This window comes from Ottowia pentelensis, assembly GCF_964341695.1.
On record NZ_OZ224513.1, the window covers coordinates 2,758,749 to 2,777,109 of the forward strand.

16 protein-coding genes are annotated in these 18,361 nt (G+C 69.9%); 4 read left to right on the forward strand and 12 right to left on the reverse strand.

Features of this window, described 5'->3' with window-relative positions; translation table 11 throughout:
* Window positions 1-125 precede the first annotated feature (125 nt).
* Together ACWHMB_RS13340 and purN are read right to left on the reverse strand one after the other, a co-directional pair.
* Window positions 126-1,391, reverse strand: a complete 1,266-nt coding sequence (locus ACWHMB_RS13340) for an RsmB/NOP family class I SAM-dependent RNA methyltransferase (protein WP_377478866.1) — start codon at window positions 1,389-1,391, stop codon at window positions 126-128.
* Window positions 1,392-1,467: 76 nt separating this feature from the next.
* Window positions 1,468-2,061, reverse strand: a complete 594-nt coding sequence (purN, locus tag ACWHMB_RS13345; protein WP_377478868.1) for a phosphoribosylglycinamide formyltransferase — start codon at window positions 2,059-2,061, stop codon at window positions 1,468-1,470.
* Between the two features lie 25 nt (window positions 2,062-2,086).
* Between purN and ACWHMB_RS13350 the strand changes: the two genes are divergently transcribed.
* The 4 genes from ACWHMB_RS13350 (at window position 2,087) to mdtD (ending at window position 6,809) form a co-directional block, all read left to right on the forward strand.
* Window positions 2,087-2,791, forward strand: coding sequence for a YceH family protein (locus tag ACWHMB_RS13350; protein WP_447648561.1), 705 nt, complete (start codon window positions 2,087-2,089; stop codon window positions 2,789-2,791).
* Between the two features lie 16 nt (window positions 2,792-2,807).
* Window positions 2,808-4,016, forward strand: coding sequence for an acyl-CoA dehydrogenase family protein (locus ACWHMB_RS13355; protein ID WP_377478872.1), 1,209 nt, complete (start codon window positions 2,808-2,810; stop codon window positions 4,014-4,016).
* Window positions 4,017-4,177: 161 nt separating this feature from the next.
* The gene (locus tag ACWHMB_RS13360; protein WP_377478874.1) at window positions 4,178-5,293 is read left to right on the forward strand and encodes an acyl-CoA dehydrogenase family protein; all 1,116 of its coding nucleotides are present in this window, start codon (window positions 4,178-4,180) and stop codon (window positions 5,291-5,293) included.
* A gap of 85 nt (window positions 5,294-5,378) precedes the next feature.
* Window positions 5,379-6,809, forward strand: coding sequence for a multidrug transporter subunit MdtD (gene mdtD / locus ACWHMB_RS13365; protein WP_377478876.1), 1,431 nt, complete (start codon window positions 5,379-5,381; stop codon window positions 6,807-6,809).
* Here mdtD and ACWHMB_RS13370 read toward each other — a convergent pair whose 3' ends face one another.
* From ACWHMB_RS13370 to ACWHMB_RS13415, 10 genes are all read right to left on the reverse strand, one after another.
* A complete protein-coding gene (locus ACWHMB_RS13370) occupies window positions 6,810-10,457 on the reverse strand; it encodes a molybdopterin cofactor-binding domain-containing protein (protein ID WP_377478878.1) in 3,648 nt (1,215 codons plus the stop codon). It lies immediately after the preceding gene.
* Window positions 10,436-10,918, reverse strand: a complete 483-nt coding sequence (locus tag ACWHMB_RS13375) for a (2Fe-2S)-binding protein (protein WP_377478880.1) — start codon at window positions 10,916-10,918, stop codon at window positions 10,436-10,438. Before ACWHMB_RS13375 ends, ACWHMB_RS13370 begins: the two co-directional genes overlap by 22 nt.
* Before the next feature lie 37 nt (window positions 10,919-10,955).
* A complete protein-coding gene (locus tag ACWHMB_RS13380) occupies window positions 10,956-11,414 on the reverse strand; it encodes a MarR family winged helix-turn-helix transcriptional regulator (protein ID WP_377478882.1) in 459 nt (152 codons plus the stop codon).
* Window positions 11,415-11,435: 21 nt separating this feature from the next.
* A complete protein-coding gene (locus ACWHMB_RS13385; RefSeq protein ID WP_377478884.1) occupies window positions 11,436-12,185 on the reverse strand; it encodes an ABC transporter ATP-binding protein in 750 nt (249 codons plus the stop codon).
* Complete coding sequence (locus ACWHMB_RS13390; RefSeq protein WP_293220329.1) at window positions 12,182-12,970, reverse strand: ABC transporter ATP-binding protein; 789 nt, start codon at window positions 12,968-12,970, stop codon at window positions 12,182-12,184. The genes ACWHMB_RS13385 and ACWHMB_RS13390 overlap by 4 nt, the downstream gene beginning before the upstream one ends.
* Window positions 12,967-14,862, reverse strand: a complete 1,896-nt coding sequence (locus ACWHMB_RS13395) for an ABC transporter permease (protein WP_377478886.1) — start codon at window positions 14,860-14,862, stop codon at window positions 12,967-12,969. Before ACWHMB_RS13395 ends, ACWHMB_RS13390 begins: the two co-directional genes overlap by 4 nt.
* A gap of 60 nt (window positions 14,863-14,922) precedes the next feature.
* Window positions 14,923-16,122, reverse strand: a complete 1,200-nt coding sequence (locus ACWHMB_RS13400) for an ABC transporter substrate-binding protein (RefSeq protein WP_377479152.1) — start codon at window positions 16,120-16,122, stop codon at window positions 14,923-14,925.
* Window positions 16,123-16,191: 69 nt separating this feature from the next.
* Window positions 16,192-16,776: an amino acid synthesis family protein gene (locus ACWHMB_RS13405; protein WP_377478888.1), complete on the reverse strand. Its 585-nt coding sequence runs from the start codon at window positions 16,774-16,776 to the stop codon at window positions 16,192-16,194.
* A gap of 25 nt (window positions 16,777-16,801) precedes the next feature.
* On the reverse strand, window positions 16,802-17,443 hold the full coding sequence (locus ACWHMB_RS13410) for an amino acid synthesis family protein (protein ID WP_377478890.1): 642 nt from the start codon (window positions 17,441-17,443) through the stop codon (window positions 16,802-16,804).
* Window positions 17,440-18,360 (reverse strand): UPF0280 family protein, encoded by a 921-nt coding sequence (locus ACWHMB_RS13415; protein WP_377478892.1) that lies wholly within the window; start codon window positions 18,358-18,360, stop codon window positions 17,440-17,442. Before ACWHMB_RS13415 ends, ACWHMB_RS13410 begins: the two co-directional genes overlap by 4 nt.
* Window position 18,361: the final 1 nt, after the last annotated feature.

An 18,361-nucleotide genomic window follows, 5' to 3' on the forward strand; every position in this document is an offset into this window, starting at 1 on the left:
ATGAATGCGCAAGAGTACTTCGTCTCATGGCACACCTCATGTCGAAACAACAGGTGCCAAAATTTTAGGACTCGATTCAATTGCTTGCAGACGGACGCCAGCGCCGCAGACTGGGCCGCCGCGCTTCAAGCCTTGCGCTGCCACACCGCGGCAAAAAAGCCATCGGTGCCATGCCGGTGCGGCCACAGGCGCAGAAAGCGCCCGTCACCCGCGCACAGGCTGGCGGCCTGCGGCACCTTCAGTCCGCTCAGCAGCTCGGCCACGGTGCACGGCTCGAAGTCGGCGTGCGCGGCGCCGAAGGCCTCGGCCACCTGCTCGTTCTCGTCGGGCAGCACGCTGCAGGTGGCATACACCAGCCGCCCGCCGGGCTTGAGCAGGCGCGCCGCGCTTTGCAAAATGGCCTGCTGCTTGACCACCAGCTCGGCCACGTCCTTGGGCGACTGGCGCCACTTCAGGTCCGGGTTGCGCCGCAACGTGCCCAGGCCCGAGCAGGGCGCGTCGACCAGCACGCGGTCCAGCTTGCCGGCCAGGCGCTTGATGCGCTCGTCGCGCTCGTGCGCAATGGCCACCGGGTGCACGTTGGACAGGCCGCTGCGCGCCAGCCTCGGCTTGAGCGCGTCCAGCCGGTGCGCCGACACGTCGAAAGCGTACAGCCGCCCGGTGCTGCGCATCGTGGCGCCAATGGCCAGGGTCTTGCCGCCGGCACCGGCACAAAAGTCGGCCACCATCTCGCCGCGCCGCGCATCCAGCAGCAGCGCCAGCAGCTGCGAGCCCTCGTCCTGCACCTCGACCGCGCCGCGCGTGAACAGCTCCAGCTTTTGCAGTGCCGGCTTGCCGTCGATGCGCAGGCCCCAGGGCGAGTACGGCGTTTCTACTGATTTGATAGCTGCCTGCGCAAGCTCCGCCTGCGCTGCAGGCCTTTTTTCCTTCAAGGTGTTGACGCGCAGATCGAGCGGCGCCGGCGCCAGCAGCGCGGCGGCCAGGGCGTCGAACTCGTCGCCGACCTGAGCGCGCAGCGGCGCCACCAGCCAGGCCGGCAGGTTGTGGCGGTATTCGGGTGCCAGTTCGGCCGGCGGCACGGCGTCGCAGGCGTCGAGCCAGGCCTTCTCGGGCTCGGTCAGCGCCTGCTTCAGAAAGTCGCGCGGGGCGTGAAAGCCCAGGATGGCCAGCCGCCGCTCGCGCGAACCGGTGCCCGCGCGCGCCAAGTGCTCGAACAGCGGCTTGCGGCGCAGCACGGCGTAGGCGGTTTCGGCCAGCGTGGCGCGCTCGCGCGGCCCCAGCGCGCGCTGCTCGCGGAAAAAGCGCGACACCACGGCGTCGGCCGGGTGCTCGAGTTGCAGAACGCGCCGCACCAGTTCGGTGGCGGCGTCGAGCAGGGCTTTGGGGTGCATGGCGGGGATTGTCGCACCGCGGCGGTGCCTTATGAATCGAATCGGGCTCCAGCGCTTGCACAACAAGCGCGAGCAGCTATATTTTTTGTAGTAATTCGGCCACCGCACGCGGGTAGATCAAGTGCTCCTGCGTTAGCACGCGCGCCGCCAGCGCGTCGGCCGTGTCGCCCGGCAGCACCGGCACCACGGCCTGCGCCAGGATGTGGCCGTGGTCCAGTTCGGCCGTCACCTGGTGCACGGTGGCGCCCGCCACGCGGCAACCTTCGTCAATGGCGCGCTGATGGGTGTGCAGGCCCGGAAAGGCCGGCAGCAGGCTGGGGTGAATGTTGATCAGGCGCCCGGCGTAGTGCGCCACGAAGCCGGGCGTGAGGATGCGCATGAAGCCGGCCAGCACCACCAGCGCGGGGCGACCGTCGGGATCGTGGCGGTCGATCTCGGCCTGCAGCGCGGCATCGAAGGCTTCGCGGTCGGCATAACCCTTGTGGTCCACCACGGCGGTGGCGATGCCCGCCTCGCGCGCCGTCTGCAGGCCCTTGGCGTCCGGCCGGTTGGCGATGACCGCCGCCACCCTCGCGTCCAGCCGCCGCGCCCAGTCCTGCCGCTGCGCCGCGCGCACGATGGCGGCCATGTTGCTGCCGGTGCCGGAAATCAGGATGACGATGTTTTTCATCTTGGCGAGGATTATCCTTGCCGCCATGACCGACCTGCGCCCCCTCACCCCGATCGAAGCGCGCGTGCTGGGCACGCTGATGGAAAAGGCCCGCACGGTGCCCGACACCTATCCGCTGTCGCTGAACCTGGTCGTCACCGGCTGCAACCAGAAGACCAGCCGCGACCCGGTGATGAACGTCAGCGACGCGCAGGCGCAGGAGGCGCTGGATGAGCTCCGGCGCCTGTCGCTGGTCATCGAGTCGCAGGGCGGGCGGGTGACCAAGTACGAGCACAACCTGCAGCGCCGCCTGGGCGTGCCCGAGCAGTTGGCGGTGCTGCTGGGCCTGCTGATGCTGCGCGGGCCGCAGACCGCCGCCGAACTGCGCCTGAACGCCGAGCGCTGGTACCGCTTTGCCGACATCTCCTCGGTCGAGGGCTTTCTGAACGAGCTGGCCGAACGCACCGAGGACAAGGGCGGGCCGCTGGCGCGGCTGCTGCCGCGCGCGCCGGGCGAGCGCGAGGCGCGCTGGGTGCAGCTGCTGTGCGGGCCGGTAACTATTGAATCGATAGCTGCCGGCGCACATCCAACAAGCGCTGGAGGCACATTCGACTCACAATCCGAGCGCATCGCCCGGCTCGAGGCGGAGTTGGCGGCCCTGAGCGCGACGGTGGCCCGCCTGTGCGCCGAGCTGGGCGTGTCGCCTGACGGACCGACGGGCGCGCCGGCGCATGCTACAACCGCGCGCTGACAAGGAGATCTCCCCCATGGATTTGGCATTCACCCCCGACGAATTGAAGTTTCGCGACGAGATCCGCGCCTGGGTCAAGGCAAACCTGCCACCCGCGATTGCCGCCAAGGTGCACAAGGCGCAAAACCTGACGCGCGATGACATGCAAACCTGGGCCAAGATTCTGGGCAAGAAGGGCTGGCTGGGCTACGGCTGGCCCAAGCCATTCGGCGGCCCGGGCTGGAGCGCCGTGCAAAAGCACCTGTTCGAAGAGGAATGCGCCATGGCCGGCGCGCCGCGCATCGTGCCCTTCGGCCCGGTGATGGTGGCGCCGGTCATCATGGCCTATGGCACGCCCGAGCAGCAAAAGCGCTTTCTGCCCGGCATCGCCAGCGGCGAGGTGTGGTGGAGCCAGGGCTACAGCGAGCCGGGCTCGGGGTCTGATTTGGCGTCGCTGCGCACCAAGGCCGAGCGCAAGGGCGACAAGTACATCGTCAACGGCCAGAAGACCTGGACCACACTGGGCCAGTACGGCGAGTGGATGTTCAACCTGGTGCGCACCAGCAGCGAGGGCAAGCCGCAGACCGGCATTTCATTCCTCTTGATCGACATGAAGTCGCCCGGCGTAAGCGTGCGCCCGATCAAGCTGCTGGAGGGCGGGCACGAGGTCAACGACGTGTTCTTCGACAACGTCGAGGTGCCGGCCGACCAGCTGATCGGCGAGGAGAACAAGGGCTGGACCTACGCCAAGCTGCTGCTGTCGCACGAGCGCACCAACATCGCCGACGTCAACCGCGCCAAGCGCGAACTGGAGCGGCTCAAGCGCATCGCCAAGGCCGAGGGCGTGTACGACGACCTGCGCTTTCGCGACCAGATCGCCCTGCTGGAGGTCGACATCGTGGCGCTGGAGATGCTGGTGCTGCGCGTGCTGTCGGCCGAAAAATCGGGCCGCAACGCGCTGGACATCGCCGGCCTGCTGAAGATCAAGGGCAGCGAGATCCAGCAGCGCTACAGCGAGCTGATGATGCTGGCCGCCGGGCCGTATGCCCTGCCCTACATCTTCGAGGCCATGGAAGCCGGCTGGCAGGGTGACCAGGCCGCCGCCGCCGGCCTGCAGGGCTTTCCGGGCGGCAACGTCGACAACGCGCCGCTGGCGCCCACCTACTTCAACATGCGCAAGACCACCATCTACGGCGGCAGCAACGAGGTGCAGCGCAACATCGTCGCTCAAACGGTGTTGGGCTGAGCAAACGCCCGAAATACCGGACGCAGAGGACGCCAAAAATGACGCAAAGGACGCAAAAGAAAAAGCCAAAAAATGGTTTTGAATTTTTTGCGTCCTTTGCGAATCCTTTGCGTCCTCTGCGTCCGGCTGTTCTGCATTGACAGATTCCAAGGACCACCATCATGGATTTCGATTTTTCCGACGATCAACTGGCCTTGCGCGACGCCGTCGCCAAGTGGGTTGAAAAAAGCTACGACGTCGAGCGCCGCAAGGCCATCGTGGCGGCCGGCGGCTTCGACCGCGGCGCCTACGGCGCGCTGGCCGAGCTGGGCCTGACCGGCATCTGCATCGACGAGGACCACGGCGGCCTGGGCATGGGCCCGGTGGAGGCCATGGTGGTGCTGGAGGAGTTGGGCCGCGGCATCGTGTGCGAGCCGCTGGCGCAGGCTTTCGTCACCAGCACCGTCATCCAGGCCCATGGCAGCAACGAGGTCAAGAACAGCTGGCTGCCCAAAATTGCCAGCGGGCAGGCCCTCGTGGTGCTGGCGCAGCAGGAGCGCCCCGCGCGCTACCGGCTCGACGTTTGCGAGGCAAAAGCGGTGAAAGCCGGCGCCGGATATGCGCTGATAGCTCTCAAAAACATAGTACCCGCCGGCGATCAGGCCGACGCCTTCGTGGTGCCCGCCATGCTGGACGGCCAGCTGGCGCTGTTTCTGGTCGAGCGCTCGGCCCAGGGCGTCGCCACCCGCGGCTACCCGACGCAGGACGAGGCGCGCGCGGCCGACCTCAAGCTGGACAATGCCCCCGCGCAGCTCATCACCACCGACGGCCTGGCGGCGCTGCAGCTCGCGTCGGATGTCGGCATCGCCTGCACCTGCGCCCTGGGCGTGGGCGCGATGGACCAGACGCTGAAGCTGACGGTCGAGTACATGAACCAGCGCAAGCAGTTCGGCGTGCTCATCGCCAGCTTCCAGGCGCTGCGCCACCGCGTGGCCGACATGAAGATGCAGCTGGAGCTGGCTCGCTCGATGAGCTACTACGCCACGCTCAAGCTGGGCGCGCCCGCGGCCGAGCGCGGCCAGGCGCTGTCGCGCGCCAAGGTGCAGCTGGGGCAGTCGATGCGCTTTGTCGGCCAGCAGTCGGTGCAACTGCACGGCGGCATCGGCGTGACCGACGAATACATCGGCAGCCACTACTTCAAGTACCTGACGCAGCTGGAGCTGAGCTGGGGCGACACCCTGCACCACCTGGGCCAGGTGAGCGAGCACATGACCGAGACCGCCGGCGTGTTTGTCTGACCCCAATGCCCGCACGCCCCGCGGGGCGCGGGCTTATCATGCCGAACGGCGCTGCGCACGTGCAGCGCCGTTTTTGTTTTTGCCCATGCCGACGCCCGCCGACGCCCCCCGAGGCCCCGCCAATCCGCGCCTGGTGCTGTGGATCATCGCCATCGGCATGTTCATGCAGCTGCTGGACTCGACCATCGTCAACACCGCGCTGCCGGCCATGGCGCGCAGCCTGGGCGAGCAGCCGCTGCGCATGCAGGCGGTGGTGGTGTCCTACGCGCTCACCATGGCGGTGGTCATCCCGGCCACCGGCTGGCTGGCCGACCGCTTCGGCACGCAGCGCATCTTCTCGCTGGCGATCGCGCTGTTCACCGCCGGTTCGATCGCCTGCGCCGCCTCGGCCACGCTCAACCAGCTGATCGCCGCGCGCGTGCTGCAGGGCGTGGGCGGCGCCATGCTGATGCCCGTGGGGCGCCTGGTGGTGCTGCGCGCCTTTCCCAAGGAGCAGTTCCTGGAGGCCATCAGCTTCGTCGCCATCCCGGCGCTGGTCGGCCCGCTGATCGGCCCCACGCTGGGCGGCTGGCTGGTCGAGGTGGCCAGCTGGCACTGGATTTTTCTCATCAACGTGCCGGTCGGTCTGATCGGCATCATGGCCTCGCAGCGCTACATCCCCAACTTTCTGGCGGCCAAGCCCGGCCGCTTCGATCTGGCCGGCTACCTGCTGCTGGCGGTGGCCATGGTGGCGACCTCGCTGGCGCTGGACGGCCTGTCGGGCCTGGGCTGGGCACACACGCTGCTGGTGCTGCTGATGGTGCTGGGCCTGGCCGCGCTGGCCGCCTACTGGCTGCACGCGCTGCGCAGCCCGGCGCCGATCTTCTCGCCTGCGCTGTTCACCATGCAGAGCTACCGCGTGGGCCTGCTGGGCAACCTGTTCGCGCGCATCGGCTCGGGCGCCATGCCCTACCTGCTGCCGCTGCTGCTGCAGCTGGCGCTGGGTTATTCGCCCGCGCAGGCCGGCATGCTGATGCTGCCGGTGGCCATTGCCGGCATGCTCAGCAAGCGCGCGGCCACGGGCATCATCACCCAGTGGGGCTACCAGCCGGTGCTGGTCAGCAACACGCTGCTGCTGGGCGCGATGATCGCCTCCTTCGCCCTGATGGGCCCCGATCAGCCGCTGTGGGCGCGCATCGTGCAGCTTGCGCTGTTCGGCGCCATCAACTCGTTTCAGTTCACCGCCATGAACGCCGTGACGCTGAAAGACCTGGCGCCGCAGCAGGCGGCCAGCGGCAACAGCCTGTTTTCCATGGTGCAGATGCTGGGCATGAGCCTGGGCGTGACCTGCGCGGCGGCCCTGCTGGTGGCCTTCAGCAATTGGTTTTCGGACGGCGGCGGCCACGGGCTGCCGGTGTTTCGCGCCGCCTTCGTCGCCATCGGCGTGATGACCATGGGCTCGGCCGCCATCTTCTGGCAGCTGGAGCAGGGCCGCCACGCGGTGCCGACGCGCAGCCACGCGGTGGACGACGTGTGATCAGGGCGCGGCCTGCGCCCGCGCCCGTGCCACCGCCTCGGGCAGGTCGCGCCAGGCCGGGCGCTGCGGTGCAAAGCGCGCGCGCATATAGCCGGCCAGCTCGGCCAGCTGCGCATCGTCGAACGCCTGGCTGAACGCCGGCATGAAGCCGATGTCGCGCGTGGCCGGCTCCTGCACGCCTTCCAGGATGGTGCGCAGCAGGTTGTCGGGGCGGTCGCTGTGCAGGTTGCCGTTGAGCGCCAGCGGCACGTTCAGGCCCAGCACGCGCGGGCCGTTGCCGTCGTGGTGGCAGGCGCCGCAGGCCTGCTCGAACAGGCGCTGCACCGGCCCCAGCAGCGCGGGCGCGGCCTGCGCGCCCCGGGCAATGGCGGCAGCCGCCGCCTGCTCGGCCTGCTGCGGCGTGGCCCCGGTGCCGAACGAAGCCAGGTAGTGCGCCATGGCGCGCACGTCGGCCTCGGGCACGTCCTGCAGGTTGCGCACCACCTCGGCCATGGGGCCGCCCACCGCGCCGTGCTGCGGGCTGTGGCCCTGGCGCAGGTAGTCGTAAAGGGCCTGCTCGGTCCAGGGCACCGGGCCGGGCTGGCGTGCCGTCAGCGACGGCGCCTCCCAGCCCTTGACCATGGCGCCACTCAGAAAGGCCGTGCCGCCCTGCTCCGCGCCCAGCGCGTTGCGCGGCGTGTGGCAGGCGCCGCAGTGGCCCACGCCATTGACCAGGTATTCGCCACGCTGCCACTGCGCCGAGCGCGTGGTCTCGCCGCTTGGGCGCGGGCCGGCGTCCAGGTACAGCGCGTTCCAGCCGACCAGCAGCGGGCGCAGGCTGAAGGGAAACTTCAGCTGCGTGGACGAGGCCTCGGCGCGCACCGGCGGCTGGCTCATCAGCCAAGCGTAAAGCGCCGTCAAGTCCTCGTCCGTCATCCGCGTGTACGCCGTGTAGGGGAAGGCCGGGTACAGGCGATGGCCGTCTCGCGCCACGCCCTCGCGCATGGCGCGTTGAAAGGCGCTGAAGGACCAGGCGCCGATGCCCGTGGCCACATCGGGCGTGATATTGGTGCTGTAGACGGTGCCGAAAGGCGTGTCCATGGCCAGCCCACCGGCCAGCGCGGGGCCATCGGGCGCGCTGTGGCACTGCGCGCAATTGCCCAGCGCGGCGAGCTGGCGGCCTTTCTCGATGGTCTGCACCGTATAGACCGTGGCCGACGCCGGCGCCACCGGTGCGATGGCAGAGCGCCAGCCCAGCAGGCCCAGCACCACGCCGAGCGCGCCCGCAAGCAACGCACCCACTTTGAGCTTGCGCCGGCGCGGCCAGGGTGCATCGGCCGGCGGCTGCGGCAGGGCCGGCGTCGCGCCTGAAGGCGTGGCGGGAGCGGCGGGCAAGGGCGTGGGGTTCAGCGCCGCGCGCACCACCTCGGGCGTGAAGGGTGGCTGGCGCAGGCGCACGCCGGTGGCGTCGAAGATGGCGTTGGCGATGGCCGCCGTGCCCGGCACCGAGGACGACTCGCCCACGCCCAGCGGGGGTTCGCCCGGCCGTGGCATCTGCATCACCTCGATGACCGGCACCTCACGAAAGCTCAGGATGGGGTAGCTGCCCCATTCGCGGCTGGCGGGCAGCTGGGTGGCGCTGTCGATGCGCAGCTGCTCCTTGAGCGCGCGGCTGGTGGTCTGCAGCACGTTGCCGTGCACCTGGTGCTCCACCCCCGCCGGGTTGACGACCAGGCCCGCATCGTGCCCCACCACCACGCGCCTGACGTGCACCTCGCCGGTGGAGCGGTTGACATCCACGTCGGCCACCCAGGCCGACCAGGCCGCGCCGAAGCCCGGCCACTTGCTGTGCACATAGCGCGCATAGGCCACGCCCTGGCCTTGCAGCCAGTCGCCGCGGGCGCCCTGCTGCTGCGGCGTGGTGTGGGGCTGCCAGCCGGCGCGCGTGGCGGTGGCCTGCAGCAGCTCGTGGGCACGTGGGTCTTTCAGGTATTGCAGGCGAAAGGCCACCGGGTCGGCGCCCGCGGCGTGGGCCAATTCGTCGATGTAGCTCTCGTGCGCGAAGCTGTTGGGCAGGGCCGACACGCCGCGCAGCCAGGCCGCGCGCAGGATGGGCGCCATGTCGTTGATGGTGACGCGCAGATCGGCGATGTCATACGGCGGGCGCGCGGTGCGATCGCCCATGGCGAAGGCGTGCGCACCGGGTTCCACCGCGCGCGTCAGCAGCAGCGCCAGCGTGGGCGCGGCATTGGACGGGTAGCTGCTGCGAAAGTCGTAGCCGGCGATGCCGCCCTCGGCCGTCACGCCGCCGCGCACTTCCATCAGCTGCGCGGCGCCCTTGGGCTCCCACAGGTTTTCCTGTTCGCGCGTGAGCTGCACGCGCACCGGCGCGCCCACGGCGCGGGCGAGCAACGCCGCATCGGCCGCCACGTCGTCGGCGCCGTTGCGGCCGTAGCAGCCCGAGGCCTCCAGCCGCACCACGTCGATGGCCACGTCGGGCAGGCCCAGCAGGCGCGACAAATCGGCGCGCAGCGCATGCGGGTGCTGGCTGCCGGCGTACACGCGCAGCGTGGGCGCCTCGCCTTCACCACGCCAGTCGGCCACCGCACACGAGGGGCCGATGGACGCGTGCAGCTGGTACGGCCACACATAGGTGCGCTCCAGCACCTGGCTGGCACCGGCCAGCGCCGCGTCGACGTCGCCCTCGTCGACCACCTGGCGCGCGGTGGCGGGGTTGTCGCGCAGGGCCTGGGCCACGTCGCCCAGCGGTGGCATGCCGGGCCAGGGCTTCCAGCGCACGACGAGCTGGGCGGCGGCCTGCTCGGCCTGCTCCTCGCGCTCGGCCACCACGCCGACGAAGTCGCGGATCACCACCACGGCGCGAAGACCCGGGATGTGCGCGATCGAGCGTTCGTCCACCGATTCGAGCGTGTTGCCGATGAACTCGCCGTGGTCGGCCCCGGCATACGGCGGGCGCAACACGCGGCCATGCAGCATGCCGGGCAGGCGCACGTCGTGCACGAACACCGCCTCGCCGAAGGCCTTGGCGGCGATGTCCACGCGCGGCGCACTCTGGCCGACCACCCGGTGCTCGGCCACGGGCTTGACGGGAACGTCGGCATCCAGCGTCAGCACCACGCGCCGGCCTTGCAGCAGCTCGCCATAGCCCACGCCGCGCGCGGCATCGCCGCTGACACTGACGTGGCCCGCATCGGCGCGCAGTTGATCGGGCGCCACCTGCAGCCGCTCGGCCGCCTGCGCCAGCAGCCAGGCACGCGCCTGCGCCGCCGCCTGGCGCAGCGGCACGGCGCTGATCTGGATGGAAGCGCTGGCAATGGTGGGGCCCTGGTTGGGCGCGCGGCCGGTGTCGCCCAACACCATGTCCACCTGGTCCATCCGCAGGTCCAGCTCCTCGGCCACGATCTGCCCCAGCGCGGTGCGGATGCCGGTGCCCAGATCGACGTGACCGTTCAGCCCCAACGCGGTGCCATCGTCCCACACCGCCAGCAGGATCTCGACCCCCTCGGCGGGGTTGCTGGCGATGAACGGGGGTTGCCCTGGCGTGGGTGGCGGGGGCGGCGGCGGCTCGCGTGTGACCAGCAGCACGCCCTGGGCGCGCAGGAAGTCGCCGCGCGTGCGCAGGCGGCTCAGGCGCTCGTGGCCTTGCATGGCATGGCTGCGACGGCGCGCTCGACCGCCGCGAGGATTTCCACGTGCGTGCCGCAGCGGCACAGGTTGCCGGCCAGCGCATCGCGCACCGCCTGCGCGCTGGGCCGGGGCTCGTGCGCCAGCAGCGCCGCGGTGGTCATGATCATGCCGTTCAGGCAGTAGCCGCACTGCGCTGCCTGCGCCTGGATGAAGGCGCTTTGCACCGGGTGCGGCCGCGCGCGATCGCCCAAGCCCTCCAGCGTGGTGACGCGCCGCCCTTGCACCTGCGCCGCCGGAATCACGCAGGCGCGCGCCGCCATGCCGTCCACATGCACCGTGCAGGCGCCGCACTGGCCCAGGCCGCAGCCGTACTTGGGGCCGTTGAGGTGCAGGTCGTGCCGCAGCACCTGCAGCAGCGTGGCCGAGCGGTCGACGGTGAGCGCGTGCCGCGCTCCGTTGACCTCCAGGACGATGTCCCGCATCGGGCCGCGGCCGCTCGCCATGGCAGGCGCCCGCCCCTCAGGCCGCGGCGGCGCCGCTGATGCGCCGCAGCAGGCGGATGAGCTGCTGGCGCTCCTCGGCGCTCAGGTCGCCGAAGGTCAGCTCGGTGATCTGCTGCGCGTGCGGCAAGGTTTCGCCCAGCGTGCGCTTGCCCTGCTCGGTCAGCGTCACGGTGGCGTGGCGCTTGTCGCCCGGCTCGTGCGCCACGCTCACCCAGTCGGTCCACTTGAGCCGCTCGACCAGGCCGCGCACCGAGGGCTCGTCCATGGCGCTCGCCTGCGCGATCTCGGCGATGGTGGCGCCGGGCCTCTCGCGCACCACGCACAGCACGACGAACTGCGCCGCGCTGAGCTGGCTGGCCGGCACCACCGACTGGAAAATGGCGGTGTGACGCTGATAGGCGCGCCGCAGCAGGTGGCCGACCTGGTCGGTCACGTGGTAGTCGGCGGATGCGTTGACGGGGCTCGCAGGGTTCATGGTCGGCTCCAGTCGGCGGGTTCAGACACTCAGGTAGGTTCGACGCACGAGTTCGGCCTGGGCCAGTTCGTCCATCGTTCCCTCGAAACGGATCTGGCCCTTTTCGAGCACGTAGGCGCGATCCGACAACAGTTCGGCGAAATGCAGGTTCTGCTCCGACAGCAGGATGCTCACGCCCTTGGCCTTGAGCTCCGAGATCATGTTCGCCATCTGCTCGACGATGACCGGCGCCACGCCCTCCGACGGTTCGTCGAGCAGCACCAGGAAGGGGTTGCCCATCAGCGTGCGGCCGACGGTCAGCATCTGCTGCTCGCCGCCGCTCATGCGCCCGCCGGGACGGTCGGGCATTTCGCCCAGATTGGGAAAGAGCTGATAGAGCTCCTGCGGCGTCCACCGGGGCGCGGCCGAGCCGTCGGGCCAGCGGCGCGGCGGCTGGCGGCCGACCTCGAGGTTCTCGGTCACCGTCAGGTCGACGAAGATGCGCCGGTCCTCGGGCACGAAGCCCATGCCCAGCGCGGCGATCTGGTAAGGCTGGCGCGCGGAGATGTCGCGCTGCATGAACTGCACCGTGCCCTTGCGCTTATCCATCAGGCCCATCAGGGTCTTGAGCGTGGTGGACTTGCCGGCGCCGTTGCGCCCCATCAGGGCCACCACCTCGCCACGGCGCACCTGCAGGTTCAGGTCGAACAGGATTTGCGCCGCGCCATACCAGGCGCACAGGCCGTGCGCGTCCAGCAGCACGTCGGCGGGATCGGGGTGCGCCGCCGTCATGCCGCCTGCTCCTGCGCGGCCCGCGCGCCGCGCCGCTCGAAGGTCTTGCCACTGCCGAAGTACACCTCCTGTACCTTGGGGTCGTTGCGGATGGCCTCGGCCCGACCTTCGGCGATCAGGCGCCCGCGCGCCAGCACGACCATGCGGTCGGCGTAGGCGAACACCACGTCCATGCTGTGCTCGGTGAACAGCACGGCGATGCCGCGCTCCACCACCAGCTTCTTGGTCAGCGCCATCAGTTCGTTGCGCTCCTTGGGCGCCATGCCGGCGGTGGGCTCGTCCATCAGCAACAGCTTGGGATTGTTGGCCATGGCCACGGCCAGCTCCACGCGCTTGACGTCGCCATAGGCCAGCACGCTGCACGGCCGATCGGCCTGCGCGGCCATGCCCACCCGGTCCAGCAGGTCCAGCGCGTCGCTGCGCCGATGCCGCGCGGCCGGCGCCCACAGCGAAAACAGCTTGCGGTCTTGCGACAGCAGCGCCATCTGAACGTTCTCGACCACGGTGAGCGAGGAGAACGTGGCGGCGATCTGGAAGGTGCGCCCCACCCCCAGGCGCCAGATCTGGCGCGGCTGCAGGCCCACCAGCTCGGTGCCGTCCAGCCGGATCGAGCCGCGGTCGGCGCGCAACTGGCCGTTGACCATGTTGAAGGTGGTGGACTTGCCCGCGCCGTTGGGCCCGATCAGCGCCAACAGTTCGCCGGCCTGCAGCTGGAAGTTGATGCCGTCCACGGCCTTGACGCCGCCGAAGGACTTGCCCAGGTTCTCGACTTGCAGCAGGCTCATCGCGCACCCCCCGCCGGCAGCCGCCGCGCCTGCCACAGCTGGCCGAAAAAGCCCGCGATGCCCTGCGGAAACAGCAACACCAGGATCAGGATCACCGCGCCCAGCAGCGCATGCCAGTAGTCGGTGCTGCGCGCCATCACGTCCTGCAGCCAGGTGTAGCTGACGGCGCCCACCACCGGGCCGACGAGGGTCTGGATGCCGCCCAGCAGCACCATCACCAGGCCGTCGACCGACTTGCCCACGCCCAGCGTCTCGGGCGAGATGCTGCCCTTGGAAAACGCGAACAGTGCCCCCGCCACGCCGGCAAAGCCGCCGGCGATGGCAAAGGCCGCCCATTGCTGGCGCTTGACGTCGATGCCGATGGCGTCGGCGCGCAGCGGCGAGTCGCGCCCGGCCCGCATGGCGTAGCCGAAAGGCGAAAACAGGAAGCGGCGCAGCAGCCACAGTGCCAGCAGCACCACCGCCAGGGTGAGGTAGTAGTAGGCCTGCTTGCCCGCCAGCCAGGGCGCGGGCCACACGCCCGTCAGGCCGTTGCTGCCGCCGGTGACGGCGTCCCACTGATAGACGCCCGCCCACACGATCTGCGCGAACGCCAGCGTCAGCATCGCCAGATAGACACCGGTCAGGCGCACGCAGAACCAGCCCACGACCAGCGCGCCCACGGCACCCACCAAAGGGCCCACCACCAGCGCCGCCTCCATAGGCAGGCCCAGCCTGCGCACCGCCAGCGCCGCGCCGTAGGCCCCCAGGCCGAAATAGGCCGCGTGGCCGAAGGAATGCATGCCGGCCGGCCCCATGATGAAGTGCAGGCTGGCGGCAAACAGCGCGGCCACCAGCAGGTCGATGGCGAGCACCACGGCATAGGCGTCGCTGCTGGACACGGCCGGCAGGCTGATCAGCGCCAGCACCACGAAGGCGGCCACGCCCAGCGCCGTCCGGTCGGCCGGGCGAATCGGCAACTCGGCCTCGCCCATCACGCGCGGCGCGGCCTGCGGCTTGCCCATCAGGCCCCAGGGGCGCACCACCAGCACCACGGCCATGACCGCGAACTCGGCCACCAGCGTGAGTTTGGAAAACGAAACCTCGAATCCGAAGACATCGACCAGCCCCAGCCAGATGCACACGGCCTTGATCTCCGACACCAGCAGCGCCGCCACGAAGGCGCCGGGGATGGAGCCCATGCCGCCCACCACCACCACCACGAAGGCCGAGCCGATGATGTTCAGGTCCATCTCCAGGTTGGCCGGCTCGCGCGGCAGCTGCAGCGCGCCGCCCAGGCCGGCCAGCGCCGCGCCCAGCGCGAACACCGCCGTGAACAGCCACACCTGGTTGACGCCCAGCGCGCCCACCATCTCGCGGTCTTGCGTGGCCGCGCGCACCAGCGTGCCCCAGCGCGTGCGCGTGAACAGCAGCCACAGCGCGCCCAGCACGATGGGGCCGACCACGATCAGGAACAGGTCGTAGGTGGGAAAGTTGCGCCCCAGGATGGCCACCGCGCCCTTCATGCCGGGCGCGCGCGGGCCCAGCAGCTCCTCGGGGCCGAACAGCCACAGCATGGCGTCCTTGATCACCAGCACCAGGGCGAAGGTGGCCAGCAACTGGAACAGCTCGGGCGCGCGGTAGATGCGGCGCAGCACCGTCATCTCCACCACCACGCCCAGCAGCCCCACCACCAGCGCGGCGACCGGCACCGCGACCCAGAAGCCCAGCCAGTCCAGCCGCTCGACCAGCGCGTAGGCCACGTAGATGCCCACCATGTAGAACGAGCCATGGGCGAAGTTGACGATGCGGGTGACGCCGAAGATCAGCGACAGCCCCGCCGACACCAGAAACAGCGACGAAGCTCCGGCCAGGCCGTTGAGCAACTGGACCGCCAGGCCGGACAGGTTCATGTGTCGGGCTCCATGCCAAGGCAGCGCCCAGCCGGGTGCTTCATCGCCGTCGTCATCAGCTCAATCCGCCGGACGCAGCTTCTTGACTTCGGCGGCCGAGGGCAAGAACTTGGCGCCGTCCATGTAGCGGAAGTCCACCATCACGCCCTTGCCATCCACGTTCTTGGTGCGGCCCACGTAGGCGCCCATGGTCGATTGGTGGTCTTCGGGGCGGTACACGATGGGGCCGAAGGGCGTCACCACGTTCAGCCCGCTGAAGGCGGCGACCAATTTCTCGGAGTCGGTGGAGCCGGCCTTTTTCACGCCCGCCTCGATCGACTTGACGGCCGAATAGCCCACCACCGAGCCCAGGCGCGGGTAGTCCTTGAACTTGGCCTGGTAGGCCTTCAGGAAGGCCTCGTGCTCGGGCGTCTTGATGCCGTACCACGGGTAGCCCGTCACCAGCCAGCCATTGGGCGCATCGTCCTTCAGCGGGTCGAGGTAATCGGGCTCGCCGGTCAGCAGGCTGGCCACCTCGATGCCCTTGAACAGGCCGCGGGTGTTGCCCTCACGCACGAACTTGGTCAGGTCGGCGCCGAACAGTACGTTGAAGATGGCGTCGGGCTTGGCGTCGGCCAGCGCCTGCACCACGCTGCCGGCGTCCACCTTGCCCAGCGGCGGGGCCTGCTCGGCCACGAACTCGACATCGGGCTGCGCCGCCTTCAGCAAGGTCTTGAAGCTGGCCGCGGCCGACTGGCCGTATTCGTAGTTGGGGTAGACCAGCGCCCAGCGCTTTTTCTTCATCGCCACCACGTCGGGGATCAGCATGGCCACCTGCATGTAAGTGGAGGCGCGCAGGCGGTAGGTGTAGCGGTTGCCGTCGGCCCAGACGATCTTGTCCGTCAGCGGCTCGCCGGCCAGAAAAAAGGTCTTCTTCTGCTTGGCGAAGTCGGTCAGCGCCAGGCCGATGTTGGACAGGAAGCCGCCCATCAGCACGTCCACCTTCTCGCGCGAGAGCAGCTCCTCGGCGGCGCGCACGGCCTCGCCGGGGTTGGCGTTGTCGTCACGGATCACCAGCTCGACCTTGCGCCCCAGCAGGCCACCGGAGGCGTTGATCTCGTCCACCGCCAGTTCCATGCCCTTCTTGTAAGGCTCCAGGAAAGCGGGTTGCGCCTTGTAGCTGTTGATCTCGCCGATCTTGAGCGTGCCCTGCGCCTGGGCGCCCGCCGCCAGCACCAGGCCCGCAGCGGCCGCCAGCAGGGCGCGGCGCGGGGTGTTCATCTTGAATTTGGACATGGTCGTTCCTTCCTTGTTTGAATCAGTCGTCGAATACACGTACTCAGGGACCGCTTACCGCAAACCGTCTACACCCTTGATCTCGCCGACCTGCAGGCCGCCGATGCGCGGCAGCGGGCGCCCGCTGTCGGTGACGGCCACGGCCACCACGATTTCATTGGCGCGCGGCGCATCGGACACGCGCGCCTCGATGGCGTCGAAGTGGCTGCGCACGAAGGCCGCGTCCTTGTGGCCCAGGGGCACGTCCACGGCCGTGCCCAAGCCACCGCGCTTCTTGGCCGAGGGCACCAGCGCGGCGCCCTTCTCGACCGCCTGGCGCAGCGGCGCGCCCAGCTTGGGATGCAGCACGGCGGCGGCGTGCTCCAGCTCGCCGGCCTCGCCGACGATGGCGGCCTTGCCGTAGCTCTGCGCCTGGCCCGGCGCGATGCCCAGCGCGGCCACGCACTTTTGCCCCAGCAGCGCACCCAGTTCCTCGCCGATGTCGATCAGGGCGTCCAGCTTTGGTTCGTAGCGGCCGGCGTAGGGGTTCTCGATCACGGCCATCGCCAGCGCGCGGCGCGTGGGCGGGTCGACGGCCTGGCCCATTTCGATGCGAGTTTCATCGACCTGCACCAGCAATTTGCGAATCTTTGCAGCCATGGTGTTCCTCTTTCTATCAGACGGGTCAGCGCAGGCCGTCCCACTTGGCGATGTCGGCCGCCTTCAGGCCGCCCACCCGCGCATGCACGCGGGCGCCCGTGGACATGGCCAGGATGTAGATCACCTCGTCGGCACACGGGCTGCCGGGCACGCGCGCCTCGATGGCATCGAAGTGGCTGCGCACGTAGCTGGCGTTGATGTGGGTGAGCGGCACGTCCAGCGCGCAGCCGGGCGGGCCGACCTTCTTGGTCGAGGGCACGATCGACAGGGCGTTGCCCGGCTGGCCCGTCTTGGCCTCGCCCTGGCCCTGGGTATAGGCCGCGCGATCGCCGCTCCAGCCCAGCAGCTCGCGCATCGCGTAACCACCCGGCACGTGCCACAGTGCACCGTGCTCCAGCTCGCCGGCGGCGCCCACGATGGCGCCCTTGCCGTAGCTCTCGATGCGCTCGGCGGGCACGGCCATGGCACGCAGCAACTGGTGGGCCATCTGCGTGCCGACGGCGTTGAGCGCCTCCATCATGGGCAGGAGATCGGGTTCGTAGCGGCCGGCAAACGGGTTGGTCAGCACGGCGGCGATGAAACCGCGCTGGAGCGGCTCGGCCGCCGGCGGGCCGAACTCGTGGAAGATGTCTTCCACGTGGGTCAAGGTGCGTCGAATCTCGATCATGCGGTCTCCTGCAGCAGGTGCTGCGCACGCCCCGGCACGGCGGCGTCAAGAGGCAAAAAACGCGCCGGGCCGCCATCGGTTGACGCGGCCCAGCCCTGGCAGGTGATTACACACGAAACGATGTGGCCCGCAGCGCGCAGCTGCAGCGCCCTCGTGCAGCCGGCCGCCAGCGCCGCCTGGGCCTGCGCGGGCGTCAGTGGCGGCACCTGCACGGTCACCCAGATCGTGCCCAGGTCGCTGTCGTCGCGGATGGTGTTGGCGGGTCGGCGCACGATGCCCGCGTGCGGCAGGTCGACGGCGTTGCCAACGATGGTGGCCGCGGCGTCGGCCTGCGCCGCGGTGGCGGCCAGCACGGTCACGCTGTCGGCAATGCCCAGCGAAAAGCTGCGGCCCTTCCAGCCGCTGGTGGCGACGCCGCGCACGGGGCTGTCGTGGCCGACGTCGAACACGCCGTCCACCGCCAGCCCGCGCGCGGCCAGGGCGCGCGGCCACTGGTCCAGGTCGGCAAACAGGCCGACGCGAAAGCGCTCGCCGGCCGTCAGGTGCAGGGCGATGTCGCCACCGTCGTTGACCCAGGCCCGGCGCACGCCCGGCCGTTGATAGGCCGCCGCCAGCTCCTGCGCCACCGCGCCGGCCACGGCGGCCATCGGGGTGATGTAGGCCGCACGATAGGGGTACACCGCCTGCCACATGCGCTGCGCAACCACGCCGTACACCGGACACGCGCCGCGCACCGGTGCGCGCAAGGCGGGCAGCTCGTCCACCAGCTCCTGCAGCAGGCCACGAAAACGCAGCAAAGCAGCCTCGTGCGCCTGCTGCACGGCGGCCGGCTCGCCATCGGCGCCGATGAGGATGTCGATCGGCCCGTGCTGCAGGTGCAAGCGGCCATCGTCCAGCAGCATGCCTTGCGCGCCCATG